General features: G+C 60.8%; 19 protein-coding genes. 9 read left to right on the top strand and 10 right to left on the bottom strand.

What is annotated here, in order from left to right; all coding sequences use genetic code 11:
• Window positions 1-61: 61 nt before the first annotated feature.
• The 4 genes from pth to Q0601_RS10095 all read left to right on the top strand — a co-directional run bounded on the left by pth (window position 62) and on the right by Q0601_RS10095 (window position 2,753).
• Window positions 62-763: an aminoacyl-tRNA hydrolase gene (gene pth, locus Q0601_RS10110; RefSeq protein ID WP_305289697.1), complete on the top strand. Its 702-nt coding sequence runs from the start codon at window positions 62-64 to the stop codon at window positions 761-763.
• A gap of 89 nt (window positions 764-852) precedes the next feature.
• Complete coding sequence (locus tag Q0601_RS10105) at window positions 853-1,227, top strand: DUF2237 family protein (protein WP_305289696.1); 375 nt, start codon at window positions 853-855, stop codon at window positions 1,225-1,227.
• The gene (locus Q0601_RS10100; RefSeq protein WP_305289695.1) at window positions 1,205-1,843 is read left to right on the top strand and encodes a DUF4893 domain-containing protein; all 639 of its coding nucleotides are present in this window, start codon (window positions 1,205-1,207) and stop codon (window positions 1,841-1,843) included. Before Q0601_RS10105 ends, Q0601_RS10100 begins: the two co-directional genes overlap by 23 nt.
• A gap of 133 nt (window positions 1,844-1,976) precedes the next feature.
• Window positions 1,977-2,753: a hypothetical protein gene (locus tag Q0601_RS10095; protein ID WP_305289694.1), complete on the top strand. Its 777-nt coding sequence runs from the start codon at window positions 1,977-1,979 to the stop codon at window positions 2,751-2,753.
• Window positions 2,754-2,924: 171 nt separating this feature from the next.
• Here the strand turns inward: Q0601_RS10095 and trpB are convergent, their stop codons facing one another.
• The 7 genes from trpB to ychF all read right to left on the bottom strand — a co-directional run bounded on the left by trpB (window position 2,925) and on the right by ychF (window position 8,290).
• On the bottom strand, window positions 2,925-4,151 hold the full coding sequence (gene trpB / locus Q0601_RS10090) for a tryptophan synthase subunit beta (protein WP_305289693.1): 1,227 nt from the start codon (window positions 4,149-4,151) through the stop codon (window positions 2,925-2,927).
• A gap of 47 nt (window positions 4,152-4,198) precedes the next feature.
• Window positions 4,199-4,642 (bottom strand): GNAT family N-acetyltransferase, encoded by a 444-nt coding sequence (locus Q0601_RS10085; RefSeq protein ID WP_305289692.1) that lies wholly within the window; start codon window positions 4,640-4,642, stop codon window positions 4,199-4,201.
• 4 nt (window positions 4,643-4,646) lie between these two features.
• The gene (locus Q0601_RS10080) at window positions 4,647-5,282 is read right to left on the bottom strand and encodes a phosphoribosylanthranilate isomerase (protein WP_305289691.1); all 636 of its coding nucleotides are present in this window, start codon (window positions 5,280-5,282) and stop codon (window positions 4,647-4,649) included.
• Between the two features lie 6 nt (window positions 5,283-5,288).
• Window positions 5,289-5,720 carry a LapA family protein gene (locus Q0601_RS10075; protein WP_305289690.1) on the bottom strand — a complete coding sequence of 144 codons (432 nt, stop codon included), beginning with the start codon at window positions 5,718-5,720 and terminating at the stop codon, window positions 5,289-5,291.
• A 62-nt stretch (window positions 5,721-5,782) separates the two neighbouring features.
• Complete coding sequence (gene ihfB, locus Q0601_RS10070) at window positions 5,783-6,079, bottom strand: integration host factor subunit beta (protein WP_269902627.1); 297 nt, start codon at window positions 6,077-6,079, stop codon at window positions 5,783-5,785.
• A gap of 162 nt (window positions 6,080-6,241) precedes the next feature.
• Window positions 6,242-7,045: a GNAT family N-acetyltransferase gene (locus Q0601_RS10065; RefSeq protein ID WP_305289689.1), complete on the bottom strand. Its 804-nt coding sequence runs from the start codon at window positions 7,043-7,045 to the stop codon at window positions 6,242-6,244.
• 147 nt (window positions 7,046-7,192) lie between these two features.
• On the bottom strand, window positions 7,193-8,290 hold the full coding sequence (gene ychF / locus Q0601_RS10060; RefSeq protein ID WP_305289688.1) for a redox-regulated ATPase YchF: 1,098 nt from the start codon (window positions 8,288-8,290) through the stop codon (window positions 7,193-7,195).
• Between the two features lie 80 nt (window positions 8,291-8,370).
• Between ychF and Q0601_RS10055 the strand changes: the two genes are divergently transcribed.
• The 5 genes from Q0601_RS10055 to Q0601_RS10035 all read left to right on the top strand — a co-directional run bounded on the left by Q0601_RS10055 (window position 8,371) and on the right by Q0601_RS10035 (window position 11,438).
• Window positions 8,371-8,790: a VOC family protein gene (locus Q0601_RS10055; RefSeq protein ID WP_305289687.1), complete on the top strand. Its 420-nt coding sequence runs from the start codon at window positions 8,371-8,373 to the stop codon at window positions 8,788-8,790.
• A gap of 198 nt (window positions 8,791-8,988) precedes the next feature.
• Complete coding sequence (gene trpA, locus Q0601_RS10050; RefSeq protein WP_305289686.1) at window positions 8,989-9,786, top strand: tryptophan synthase subunit alpha; 798 nt, start codon at window positions 8,989-8,991, stop codon at window positions 9,784-9,786.
• 5 nt (window positions 9,787-9,791) lie between these two features.
• The gene (locus Q0601_RS10045; RefSeq protein WP_305289685.1) at window positions 9,792-10,367 is read left to right on the top strand and encodes a VOC family protein; all 576 of its coding nucleotides are present in this window, start codon (window positions 9,792-9,794) and stop codon (window positions 10,365-10,367) included.
• Window positions 10,364-10,864: a GNAT family N-acetyltransferase gene (locus Q0601_RS10040; RefSeq protein WP_305289684.1), complete on the top strand. Its 501-nt coding sequence runs from the start codon at window positions 10,364-10,366 to the stop codon at window positions 10,862-10,864. Before Q0601_RS10045 ends, Q0601_RS10040 begins: the two co-directional genes overlap by 4 nt.
• Before the next feature lie 343 nt (window positions 10,865-11,207).
• Entirely contained in the window at window positions 11,208-11,438 is a 231-nt protein-coding gene (locus Q0601_RS10035; RefSeq protein ID WP_305289683.1) for a hypothetical protein, read from the top strand.
• A 32-nt stretch (window positions 11,439-11,470) separates the two neighbouring features.
• Here Q0601_RS10035 and Q0601_RS10030 read toward each other — a convergent pair whose 3' ends face one another.
• From Q0601_RS10030 to Q0601_RS10020, 3 genes are read right to left on the bottom strand one after another with little or no spacing between them, the layout of a single operon-like run.
• Entirely contained in the window at window positions 11,471-12,073 is a 603-nt protein-coding gene (locus Q0601_RS10030; protein WP_305289682.1) for a pyridoxamine 5'-phosphate oxidase family protein, read from the bottom strand.
• On the bottom strand, window positions 12,070-12,855 hold the full coding sequence (locus Q0601_RS10025; RefSeq protein ID WP_305289681.1) for a lysophospholipid acyltransferase family protein: 786 nt from the start codon (window positions 12,853-12,855) through the stop codon (window positions 12,070-12,072). The genes Q0601_RS10030 and Q0601_RS10025 overlap by 4 nt, the downstream gene beginning before the upstream one ends.
• Entirely contained in the window at window positions 12,852-13,757 is a 906-nt protein-coding gene (locus Q0601_RS10020; RefSeq protein ID WP_370656118.1) for a cell division protein FtsX, read from the bottom strand. The genes Q0601_RS10025 and Q0601_RS10020 overlap by 4 nt, the downstream gene beginning before the upstream one ends.

Raw genomic sequence — 13,757 nt, 5'->3', positions numbered from 1 at the left:
CCGCAAGGGATTGAACGAAAATCGGCCGTGACATCTTTGGACCGCACGGCAGGAGACGAGCATGAAACTGATCGTGGGCCTGGGAAATCCGGGCGCGAAATACCGGGATAACCGTCACAATATCGGCTTTATGGCCGTGGATCGCATCGCGGGGGATCACGGGCTGGCGCCGTGGAAATCGCGGTTTCAGGGGCAGACGGCCGAGGGTCGCCTTGGCGATGACAGGGTTCTGCTGCTGAAACCGCAGACCTTCATGAATCTGTCGGGCCAGTCGGTCGGCGAGGCGATGCGTTATCTGAAGCTGACACCCGAAGATATCATCGTCCTGCATGACGAGTTGGATCTGGCTCCTGGGAAATGCCGCCTCAAACAGGGCGGAGGCCATGCCGGTCACAACGGCCTGCGCTCGATCCATCAGCATATCGGCCCGGAATATCATCGGGTCCGGCTGGGGATCGGACACCCGGGACACAAGGATCGGGTGGCGCAATATGTGCTGTCGGATTTCTCCAAAGCCGATCAGGACTGGTTGGACGATCTTTTACGGGGCATTTCCGAGGGCGCGGCGGCATTGGCTGCTGGCGATGGCGGGCGGTTTCAGAACGCAGTTGCCAACAGGGTAGCCCCCGCACGGAATGCCGGAAAGCCGGTCGAAACAGAACCACCCCGCGTCGCCCCCGCCAAACCCGATCCGCCCCGGAAAGCTGAAGAACCGCTTGGCTTTGCCGATCGTCTACGAGCGCTGGCGGATCGCTTCAAATGATCCTGCCCGCGGTCATGAGGCCTTGTGAACCATCGGGGCTTGGCGCTGGATATGGTCCGGGCTAACCTGACATAGAAAGAGAGGCGCCGATGGAGCCATCGTTGAATGTCCTGGGCGAAGCATTGCAGCCCTGCTCGACCAGTCCGATGACCGGGTTTTACCGCGACGGCTGCTGCAATACCGGCGCAGAAGATCGTGGCAGTCACACGGTCTGCGTGATCGTCAACGCCGAATTTCTCGCATTGTCGAAATATCTGGGAAACGATCTCAGCACGCCGCGTCCGGAATTTCATTTTCCCGGCCTGAAACCCGGGGATCGCTGGTGCCTTTGCGCCGCCCGGTTTCTGCAAGCGGCACAGGAATTTGCCGCCCCGAAAGTGGTGCTGGAGGCAACCCATGCCCGTGCTACGGAAATTGTCCCCCTTGAGCTCCTGCAAAATCATGCCCTCGATACCCGGACTTAACGCGATAATCGTCACATTTCTATGCAGCCTGACCGTTCTGCCTGGCGCAGTTCGGGAAGCTGCGGCGGATCAGCCCCATCTGGCGGATATGACCGAAATCCGTGCGGATGACGCCAGACGGCTGCAGGAACTGGATGCAAGCACCGGGGCCGCCTTGCGACAGGCCTTTGCGGGTGGCGCGCCCGAGGATGTCGCGGAATTGACCAGGGCACTTGCGGGGGACCCGCTCTCACCCGAAGATGCTTTGGCCGCCCTGCCTGGCGAATGGTCCTGCAGAACCATCAAACTCGGAAAGAACCTGCCGCTGGTGGTTTATCAGGAATTCCGCTGCCTCGTGTCCGAGAATGGGGAATTCGAAAAACTGACCGGATCGCAGCGTACCCGGGGGGAACTGCATCTCGATGGCGAAAGGCTGGTATATCTGGGAACCGGCTTTGTCAGTGGCGAAACTCCTGTTCCCTATGCCGACTTGCCGGAACAGGTCGATACGCAAACGACCCCACAACTCATGCCGGAAATCGGGGTGGTCGAAATGACCTCGTCAGATCACGCGCGAATCCTGTTCCCCGACCCTTATCTGGAATCGCGGATGGATCTGATCCTGCTGCGCCGCTAAGCCGCCAAAGGCGTGCCGGACAGGCTTTGCCGGCTCTGGCGGATTTACGCTTATCGGACGATCGATAGCCAAAGGTATGAACCTCTGGCGCATCGCTGCGTTGTGTTGCCGAAGCCAAGAATGGAGGCAACAGATGCTTAACGATACCAAATGGCTTATCACTACGGCCGGGAAGGCCGCTGTTCTGACTGTCCTGCTGGGCAGCACTGCACTCGCACAAGGTTCCACGGATAACGAGGCAATCGTCCCCGAGGCCGCCAAAACCTCCGAGCCCAATGCCGGCGCGGTTCGCGACAGCGATTTCCCTATTCCAGAACAACTGGATAATAACGATGCCGTTATCGATACCCTGATCTCACAGGGGTTCACAGATATTCATATTCTGCGCAAAGCCGCGATCATGACGGTTACCGCCATGCGCGACGGACAGCCGGTGGAACTGGTCTACAACGTCTCGAATGGCACTCTGGTGTCGGTCGACGGGCAGGAACTGAATCCGACGACGGTCGATGAATCGGGAAGCGGCAGTTCGGGAACCCCGACCGCCGATGCCACGGATCCGGCCGACCCCGGCGAAGATGGCGACGACGGCACCGCTGACGATGGCAGCCCCGATGATGGTACGCCGGATGACGGAGCATCCGACGGTACGGGAGATGACGGCGGTCCAGACGACGGCGCTTCTGACGATGGTTCGGCAGATACCGGCGGCGATGATGGTTCCTCGGATGATGGGGCGGATTCGGGAGATTCCTCGGATGGCAGTGACAGCGGTTCCGGTGATAGTTCCGATTCGGGAGACGGTTCCGATTCAGACGGTGGATCGGGTTCAGACGGCGGATCGGATTCGGGCGGAGGATCAGACTCGGACGGTGGCTCGGATTCGGGCGACAGTTCCGGCGGTGCCTGAAAACCCCACCGATGAACAATCCTCTTGTGCGCCGGCGGGTAAAACCGCCGGCGTTCGTTCATGGAACTTCAGGGCTTGCCCCGCATAACATGCCGCCCATCGATCAATGGCAATATTGTTTAATAAAATTATTTATATCAACATCTTGACAAGGGAATTATCGAAACAAGATCAGGTCTGGATATCAAAGCCCAGATGTTTGGCGACCGTAAAGATATCCTTGTCGCCGCGCCCGCACATATTCATGACGATCAGATGATCGGCGGGTAAATCGGGAGCGATTTTCATCACATGTGCCAGCGCGTGACAGGGTTCGAGCGCCGGAATGATGCCCTCGTTTTCACAGCAGAACTGAAACGCCTCAAGCGCCTCCTTGTCGGTGATGCTGACATATTCGGCGCGCCCCACATCCTTGAGCCAGGCGTGTTCGGGTCCGATGCCGGGATAATCCAGCCCCGCACTGATCGAATATCCTTCAAGGATCTGCCCGTCTTCATCCTGCAGCAGATAGGTGCGGTTGCCATGCAGCACACCGGCCCGGCCGCCCGACAACGAGGCGCAATGCTCCATCCGGTCATCGACGCCCTTGCCGCCAGCCTCAACCCCGATGATACCGACGCTTTTGTCATCGAGAAAAGGAAAGAACAGTCCCATGGCATTCGAGCCGCCGCCGATCGCGGCAATGATCGTGTCGGGCAGCCTGCCTTCGCGGGACAGAATCTGCTCGCGCGCTTCCTTGCCGATGATCGACTGGAAATCGCGGACCATCGCCGGATAGGGATGCGGCCCGGCAACCGTACCGATGCAATAGAAGGTGTCGCGCACATTCGTGACCCAGTCGCGCAGCGCGTCGTTCATGGCATCCTTCAGCGTGCCGCGCCCCGATGTCACCGGCACGACCTCGGCCCCCAAAAGACGCATGCGGAACACGTTCGGCGCCTGACGTTCGACGTCATGAGCGCCCATATAGACCACGCATTTCAAGCCGAAACGCGCGCAGACCGTCGCCGTCGCCACGCCGTGCTGACCGGCTCCGGTCTCGGCGATGATCCGGGTCTTGCCCATGCGCCGCGCCAGCAGGATCTGGCCCAGCACGTTGTTGATCTTATGCGCACCCGTATGGTTCAGCTCATCGCGTTTCAGATAGATTTTCGCACCACCCAGACGCGCGGTCAGGCGTTCGGCGAAATAAAGTGGTGAGGGGCGGCCCACGTAATGAGTCCAGAGATCGTCCATCTCAGCCCAGAATGCCGGATCCGTCTTGGCACGCCCATATTCCGCTTCGAGATCGAGGATCAGCGGCATCAGCGTCTCGCTGACGAAACGCCCGCCATAGATACCGAAGCGGCCCTGTTCATCGGGTCCGTTTTTGAAGCTGTTCACCAGATCATCGGGCATTGGGTGCGCCTTCGCGGTTGAAGAGGTATTTGGACAAAGAAGAAGCTCTAGAGGGATTTCTTATAACCGATATGGCTGGCCGTGAAGCCCATGCGGTCATAGAAACGATGCGCGTCGTTGCGGCTTTTATTCGTGGTGAACTGAAGGAGCGTGCAGCCTGCGGCTTGCGCGCGCTGTTCGGCATCCTCGATCATAGCCTCGCCGATCTTCCGGCCACGGCAGGAGGCGGCCACCCGCACAGCCTCGATCTGGGCACGGCGAGCGGCGGAAAGCGACAGGCCCGAGATGAACGTCAACTGATAGCAGGCAACGATCCGGCCATCATCCTCACCTACGATCAGGTGATTGCTCCCCTCGTCCTGCATGGCGTCGAATGCGGCAAGATAGCTTGCAGGCCCGGCAATTTCGCGGCCGCGGCCAAGCATGTCATCCGCCAGCAGCGCAACAACTTCCGGCACATCTTCGCGCCGGGCGAGACGAAACTGGACCATGACATCACCCTTCTGCAGCGGCGATAAAATCGCGGATCAACCCGGCATCCTTCTGCCCGCGCGCCGATTCGACGCCGGAGGATACGTCAACGCAGGGCGCGTTGGTCAGGCGGACCGCTTCGGCAACGTTCCCGGGCGTAAGGCCGCCGGCCAGCATCCAGGGTTTCAGCCAGCGGCGACCAGCCAGCAGGCGCCAATCAAAAGCCAGCCCGTTCCCGCCCGGCAAAATCGCATCCGCGGCCGGCTTGGCATCAACCAGCAGCATATCCGCCACCAGACCGTAATCGGTCAGCGCCGGCATATCATCGGGTGTCGCGATCCCGACCGCTTTCATCACCGGCAGGCCGAATCGCGATTTGACCTCGGCCACGCGCTGCGGAGACTCGTCGCCATGAAGCTGGATCAGATCAAGCGGAACCTCGCTCAGCACGGCCTGAAGCAATGCGTCATCAGGATTCACGAACAGCCCGACACGCGCGATCCCGGCAGGTATCCGAGAGGCCAGTTCCGCCGCTTGCGCGGCCGAAACGGCGCGCGGAGATTTGGGGAAAAAGACAAACCCAAGATATCGCGCGCCCGCATCAAGCGCGACGGTCACATGAGCCTGCTCGCGCAGGCCGCATATCTTGACCTGTGCCATCTGAAGCTATCTTGCCGCTGGCAGGGTCGTGCCGGTTGCCGGCGAGGCAGCCGACAGGGCCGGACGGGACGACTGAGATGTTCCGCCTTCCTTCGGCCGGTCCACGATCGCAAGAACCTCGTCGCGCGGATTGGCGTGACGGTCGCGCAGATTGTCGACTTCGTTTTCCAGCCTGCTGACCTGGGCGCTGCGGTTGCGGACCTCGCGTCGGATGCTGGCTTCGCGCAGATATTCCCACACCAGACCGGCAAGCATGCCAAAGGCCACAGCAACGAAAATCACCAGGAACAGCGGCAATTCGATCGAGGATTTAACGCCCAGGAATGCGCCCAGATTGGCGGGGAACGCGTTCAGCGTAACCATTTCCCGGTTGGCAAGGGCAACTGCCACCAGAACGATAGCAAGCAGAACGATGAACAGCAGGCGAAGAAAGCGCATCTGGAACCTCTTGTCTGGCGCAGGGTTGTCTGCGCCATTCCTTCTTCGCCTTTCTAGAACGATCAGGCGTTGTCGTTCAACCTGTCGCGCAAGAGCTTGCCGGTCTTGAAGAACGGCACATGCTTCTCTTCGACCTCGACGGATTCGCCTGTGCGCGGGTTGCGGCCAGTGCGCGCATCGCGCTTCTTGACCGAAAACGCCCCGAAACCACGCAACTCGACCCGATCGCCCCGCGCCATGGCATCAATGATCTCGTCAAAGACGGTACTGACGATTTTTTCGACATCGCGTCGAAACAAATGCGGGTTTTCGTCTGAGATCTTCTGAATCAGCTCGGACCGGATCATGTTACCTCCCAGGACAGCGGTTATGCCTCACGCGGGTACGCTTGGCAAAGGATTGCGGCCCAATTCATTGGCAGCGCAGGAAAACACATTACCTTATCACTCGATAACAGCCTCATACTAAGCTACAAGCAAAATGTTAACTAATTTTTCCACAGCTATCATCCATTTGGCTGATTATAGCTGGCCGAAGGCCCGAGCATGCCGGATATTGCTGTAGGGGGCAATCTTGCCATGCGCTTGCAGATATGGCCCGGCATAAGGCGAGTTCAGCTCTGCTGGAACAAATCCGAAGGCTTTATAATATCCCGGTTCCCCCAGCACGATCACCGGGGTCTGACCTGCATGAGCAAGGGCGTGATGGATCATCGCGGCACCGATCCCGCGGCGCTGCAGCTTCGGACTGACAGCTATCGGGGCAAGCGCCAGACCCGCGACATCCCCTGTCAGCGGAGAAAGCCCCAGATGACCGACCACTGTCCCGGCCGCCTCGGCGACCAGTGAGAATTGCAGATCACCCTGCCCCCGCAACTCGGCAACCAACCGGGCCTCGTCAGAACCGCCGAAAGCCTCGCGCAGCAAGCTGTCGATGCTGTCTATATCCGACGGCTGTTCTTCGCGCAGGACAGGCGAAATCTCGCGCTTGGCGAAATCACGCTCGATCTCGTGGCTTTGCAGGCTCCAATCGCTGCTGCCGGCGCGTTGCTGATGCGCTGCGAAAGCGTCGGCATCCGCGAATAATTCGGACAGGTGCCAGATCATCGGATCCTCATCCTGCCAGATATCGAAACGCAGGCAACCCGGCTCCGCCCGGCTTAGCCGGACATGTTCCGGCAGCAGCGAAAGCGCGGTCATCATCTGTGCGGTATCATGGCAAATCAGGCGGCCGGTCAAAGCGATCATCGGCCGGGTCAGCGAAATGGCCGCGCCATCCCCGCCCCGAACCGGTTTCGGATGATGATGTCCACAGGCGCAACTCATTCGCGTCTCCAATCCTGCCTTGTCCTGAAGACCCGCCCCCTGTTCTTGACGAGAAGCGCAACGATAAGCGGGCCAGTGTCCTTTCCAAAGGCTATCTGCCGGTCACGCCGTTCGCAATCCCATTCCCTTCACGTCGCTCCCATCCACTCAGGCATTGAACAGGAAATGCAGCACATCGCCATCCCTGACCTCGTAGCCCTTGCCTTCGACGCGCAGTTTTCCGGCTTCTCGTGCGCCAGCTTCACCATTTCCGGAAATGTAATCGTCATAGGCAATGGTTTCGGCCCGAATGAAGCCCTTCTCGAAATCGCCGTGAATGACTGCGGCGGCCTGCGGGGCCAAGGTACCCTTGCGGATCGTCCATGCCCGCGCCTCTTTCGGGCCGACCGTGAAATAGGTCTGCAACCCCAGCAGATCGTAACCGGCCCGGATCAGACGATCCAGTCCGGCCTCGTCCAATCCCATCTCACCCAGGAACATCTGAGCCTCGTCGGCGTCAAGCTGGCTGATCTCTTCCTCGATACGGGCCGAGATCACCACATGCCCCGCCCCCTGCTCTGCCGCCATATGTGCGACTTTTGCGGACCATTCATTCCCTGATGCGGCCTCGTCCTCGGCCACATTGCAGACGTAAAGCACCGGCTTCGCTGTCAGAAGCTGCAACATGTCCCATGCCTTGCGGTCATCTTCCGTCACCTCGACGCTACGGGCGGGCTTGCCGGTTTCAAGCGCGGCAAGCGCCTGTTTCAGAAGACGCTCCTGTGCGGCGGCTTCCTTGTCGCCGCCCTTCAGCTTGCGGGTCAGGTTGGCCATGCGGCGTTCGATGGATTCCATATCGGCGATCATCAGCTCGGTCTCGATCACCTCGGCATCACTGAGGGGATCGACCCTGCCTTCGACATGGGTGACGTCTCCGTCTTCGAAACAGCGCAGCACATGGGCGATCGCATCCACCTCGCGGATATTGGCAAGGAACTGGTTACCCAGCCCCTCGCCCTTGCTGGCGCCCTTCACCAGCCCGGCGATATCAACGAATGTGATCCGCGTCGGGATGATCTGCTTGCTGCCTGCGATGCCGGCCAGCTTCTCCAGCCGCGGATCGGGCACGGCGACCTCGCCCACATTCGGCTCGATCGTGCAGAACGGGAAATTCGCGGCCTGCGCGGCAGCCGTTTTCGTCAGCGCGTTGAACAGCGTGGATTTGCCGACATTCGGCAGCCCCACGATCCCCATGCGAAAGCCCATATTGCAACACTCCTTGAATTTCGCGGATACTTAGGGCGAGGCCCGCCACAAGTCCACCCCGCGGGAGCAAAGGAGGAGCCGTGAATTTTATCCCATATCTGTCCTTTCAGGGCGAATGCCACGAGGCGTTCGAAACCTATGCCCGGGTATTCGGAGGCGAGTTGCTGATCAACCGTTTCGATGAAATGCCCGAGGCCACCGGAATGCCGGAACTCGAGCCCGATCAGGCGGGCTGGGTTCTGCATGCCCAACTGACCCTGCCGGACGGCGGCAGATTGCTGGGAAGCGACACCCCCCAGCAATTCGGAGGCGAACGCATGGCCGGTTCTTCGATTGCGGTCACGCTGCAATCCGAAGCCGAGATCCGCCGCGTCTTCGATGAACTGGCTGAAGGCGGCACGGTCAAGATGGAGCCCGGCCCGACCTTCTTCGCCAAATCCTTTGCCATGCTGACCGACCGTTTCGGGGCAAGCTGGATGCTGGTGGTCGAGGCAGAGTGACAACAGCCCATCCGCCCGAACAGTCGGAGGCAATGCGCGTTTGCGACCAGCGGCCTTGCTGATCGGCATGCTGTTTCCGGCGAACGGACGGCTGTCCGACGTAAGGAGTCCTGCACCCTGCGCGCCCGCAGACTGACTCTCATTGCGCAGCCCGCCCATGTTGGCTAGTTCTGAGCCGAAGGATTGCAGGGACCCAAGATGACCAGAATCGACGACACATTCGCGCAGCTTCAGGCTCAAGGCAAAAAAGCCTTCGTGACCTATATCATGGCGTCGGACCCGGATGATGCGACCGCGCTTGAAATCATGCGCGGCCTGCCGGGAGCTGGCGCGGACATTATCGAACTGGGCATGCCCTTCACCGATCCGATGGCCGATGGCCCGACCGTTCAGGCGGCGGGGCAGCGGGCGCTGGCGGTTGGCGGCAGCGTCAGCCGTACGCTGGACCTGCTGCGCGAATTCCGCAAGCAGGATGACAGGACACCAGTCGTACTGATGGGCTATTACAATCCGATCTATGCCCGTCCCGGCGGAGTAGAGCGGTTCCTGTCTGACGCGAAAGAGGCCGGCGTCGATGGATTGATTATCGTCGATCTGCCGCCCGAAGAGGATGATGAACTTTGCCTGCCTGCCGCGCGCGCCGGGTTGAACTTCATCCGCCTTGCCACGCCCACCACCGATGACCGGCGCCTGCCCGCCGTCATCCGGAATACCAGCGGTTTCGTCTACTATGTCAGCGTCACGGGCATCACCGGCGGGCCCGCTGCCAATGCCGCCGAAGTCGCCCCGGAAGTCGCCCGGATCAAGGCGGCGGCCAATCTGCCGGTCGTGGTGGGCTTCGGCATCTCGACTCCCGAAGCCGCCGAGAAAGTCGCCTCGGTCGCCGATGGCTGCGTCGTCGGCAGCGCCATCGTCAAGCTGATCGGCGAAGGCCGCCCGGTACCCGAGATCCTTGATTTCGTACGCGATCTGGCGGCAGGGGCGCATCGCGGCTGAACGCCATGCTCGAATTCGATCATATCGCCATCGCCGCACGCAATCTGGAAGAAGGCGCCGCATGGCTGCACGAGCGGCTTGGGGCCGTGCTGCAGGCTGGCGGCAAACATCCACAGCTTGGCACTCATAACATGCTGCTGTCGCTGGGCGCCCGCGAATACCTTGAACTGATTGCCATGGATCCGGATTCCGGCCCCATAACAGGACCCGGATGGTTCGGGCTGAAAGATTTTGACGCCTCGCCATGCATTGCTGGCTGGGTTCTGCGTCAGTCTCCGCTTGAAGCTGATACGGCGACCACTGTCGCCGAAGTCAGTCGTGGTGATCTGCGTTGGCGAATTACTCTGCCGAAATCCGGGCAGATGCCCGGCAGTGGCACAATTCCCATGCGGATCGACTGGGGCAACGGGCCGCATCCCGCAGACCACCTGCCCCATCACGGGTTTCGTCTGACCGGGCTGGATGTGCAATGCCCCGAAAGGCTGGTCATGCCGGTGAGCGATTCCCGCATCCGGGTTTCGGTCGGAGCACCGGGTTTCACGGCTCGCATCGCCACCCCTCGCGGCGAGGTGGTTCTGTGACCTGGTTGCGCGATGCCGGGCCCGATGACGCCGCAGCCATCGCGGCAATCTGGAACCCGATCATCCGCGACACCCCGATCACCTTCTGGCCGCAGCAACGCAGCGAACCCGAAATCGCGGCCATCATCCACGACCGGCGGAAGGCAGGCCATCCCTTCCTTCTGTCATTGAGTGATGAGGGCGATGTGACCGGCTTTGCCTCTTACAGCCAGTTCCGCGCAGGGGGTGGCTATGCAAGAAGCATGGAGCATTCCATAAACCTGCATCCACAGGCCCGGGGGACCGGCACCGCCAAACTGCTGCTGAATGCGCTCGAGGATCATGCCCGTGCGGCAGGGCATCGGCTAATGATCGGGGGCATTACCGCCAGCAACGTGATCTCGATCCGCTTTCATGACCGGATGGGTTACAGTGAATGGGGGCGCATCCCGGCAGCGGGCTGGAAATTCGGACAATTTCACGATCTGGTTTTCATGGGCAAGGATCTGACCGCCTGAAACCCTGCTGAACTGGTGCCCAATCGCTACAGTGAAAAATCATCTCTCACGCAGCCGTGAACTCTTGAAATCCACGTCACTTTGTGACATTCGATACCTCTGCCCATTGTCAGGAACGACCAAAGGAGGGGTGATCATGCCAATATACCGCTTTGCACATGCCCTTCCCGTGATGGCTGACCGGTTCATCAACCGACAAGCCTGATTCGTTCCCGCAAGGGTAGATTCCAAGCTGACATGATCTGACTCACTGCGTTTTTTCGCGGCAATTTGTCATGTCTTTTTCTCAGCAACCCCAAGCAAATATGCCCATGCCCCGGCATGGGCAAACAAGGAGATCGCAATGATTGCGCAACTTCCCGCGCGCGTGCTGACGCCGCGTCCGACGATCGAACGCCTGATCCAGCATTATGGCGCGATGCCGGTCTTATGGGCCACGATCCGAGCCTTGCTGATGCCACGGCGAAGGCGGCCGCGGCCACCTGATACGGATCATCTCGGCGCGCATCTGCGGCGTGACATCGGGCTTCCCCCGACGCTGCCGCATGCACCGAAATACTACGATCTGAGATAAAGCAACAGGAAGGCGCGCGGTCCCTGCGCGCCTTACCACATTGTTCTGGCGGCGCGTTCCGGCCATTCGGCATCGTAACCTGCACCGCCAACCTCGCCACTGGTCATATTCGCAAGGATCTGTCCGGGAGTCGGCAACCCCTTGCTGTCATCCCGATCTTCCCAAAGGCCCGCGCGGATCACCGCCCTCGCGCATTGAAAATAGACCTCGCCGATCTGCACCACGATCACGGTGCGCGGTAATTTTCCGTTATGCGCAAAGCTTTGGCACAGTTCGGCATCATCGGTCAGTCGCGCCGTACCGTTCACCCGGATCGCATTGCCCGAGCCGCGCACAAGGAACATCAGGCTCACCCGTCCGTCACGCGCGATATTGCGCAGCGAATCGATCCGGTCATTTCCGCGCCAGTCGGGCAAGGCCAGATATTTCTCATCCAGCGCCCGCACCACCGGGCCATCGTCGCCACGCGGGCTGCCATCCGTGCCCTCTGGCCCGACCGTCCCCAACACACAGAAGCGCGCGGCCTCGATGAAACGCGCATATTCCGGGGTCAGCCGGTCCGCCACTTTCCGCAACGATGCTGCTCCCGGCGCACCGTAAATCCTCGCCAGATCACCTTCTTTCAGCCAGTTCATGCCCTGACCTCCGACAGCTGGAACCCCGCTTCCCGCATCAACCGGTCGGAATTCTCTTCGATCTGCTCGGATAGTTCCGACATGAAGGCCTCGGACGCCAATTGCGGATCGATCGGCGGCAGGAATTCCACCACCGCCCGTCCGGATCGCACGCCCCAGCCGCCACGCGGCCAGAACAAACCCGCATTTACCGCCACCGGCACCACGGGCAAACCTGTCGCCGCCCGAATCGTACCAACGCCGTGCTTGTAGCTTCGGCGCTCTCCGGGCCGTGTGCGTGTGCCTTCGGGATAGATGATCAATTGTCCAAGCCCCTCTTCTGCAATCCGCCGATTGATCGTGCTGCCGATGGCGCGCATCGCATCGCGCCCCCGCGTTCGATCAATCGGGATGCAGCCGACCTTATAGGCATACCAGCCCATGACCGGCACCCGCATCACCTCGCGCTTCATGATGAAATTCCGCTCGGGAACAGCATGTGCGATGGCAAGGATATCCAGAAAGCACTGATGCTTTGCAGCGACGATGCAATCGCCCACAGGCGGCGTGCCCCGCACCTCGCAGGATACCCCCATATGCAGCTTTGCGGCCCAGAGAACATAGCCGATCCAACCCGTCGCCACCCGGTTCGCACCGGCTCGGCCATGGCGTATGACCCGCAGGATACCGACGGCCCCCATCAGCAGGGTCGCCACGCTGACATGCAGATAGAACAGCGCATTCTGCAGATATTGCCACGGCCCCAACCTTCCCGGCACAAAAGAATCGGCGCGGCGGCTCATCTGACCGATTCCAGCATTTTCAATGCCGCCCAACGGGTTGCAAGGAACCCCACCACCGCAGCCACGAGTGGAACAAGAAGTGGCAAAAGCCAACTCCAGCCGGAAAAGCCAAGCCCGGTCAGAAAACCCCCTGCCGCCTGCATGTCGGGCAGCAAAGCAATCGCCGCCATGCCCAGAACGGTGCCGGCCGCTGCCCCGATCGCGGCCCGATGGGTAAAGCGGCGCACAAAGGCGATCGCAATGGTGATGTCACGCGCACCGATCAGCCGCAGGACCTGTATCACCTGACCATTTGCAGCCAGTGCCGCCTTGGCGGCCAGCGTGATCATCGCCGCCGACGCGGCCGTTATCAGCAGCAGCGAGATGACACCCAGCGCCTGCAACCGGTTCGCCGCCGAGACCAGAGGCCGGCGCCATTCTGTATGATCATCCAGCACCGCTCCGGGGACCTCGCCTTCCAATCGCAGCCGCAATCCCTCAGCATCGAAATCATCGCCTGCAATCGGCAATTCGATCAGATCCGGCACCGGTAGAGCATCGATCGGCATGTCCGGGCCGAACCACGGCGTCAGCAATGCCGCCACCTCATCCTGATCCAGAAGCCGGGGCTGCCCTGCGCCGGGCGTCGTCTGGAGGATGTCCAGGACGGATTGCGTCAGGGCCTCTTGTTCCTGCTGCTGACCGCTGACCCGAACGGTCACCGACTGGGAAAGCTCGGACGCCCAGCGATCGGCAAGGCGTTCGGTCGCAAGCGCAAGCGCAAGTGCGAAAACCGCCAGGAACGCCATGGCCCCGGCGGAGAACAGCGTCAGATGCGCGGTAAAGCCCGTCGGTGGCACGATACGGTTTGCCGCACCTCCGTCACGCCCGATCAAACCCTGCCACAGCGCCTTGAGTTTCAG

The organism is Paracoccus wurundjeri (assembly GCF_030678915.1).
Lineage (GTDB): Bacteria > Pseudomonadota > Alphaproteobacteria > Rhodobacterales > Rhodobacteraceae > Paracoccus > Paracoccus onubensis_A.
Note: the sequence above shows the minus strand (reverse complement) of the source record. Positions and strands in the feature narration are given on the sequence as shown.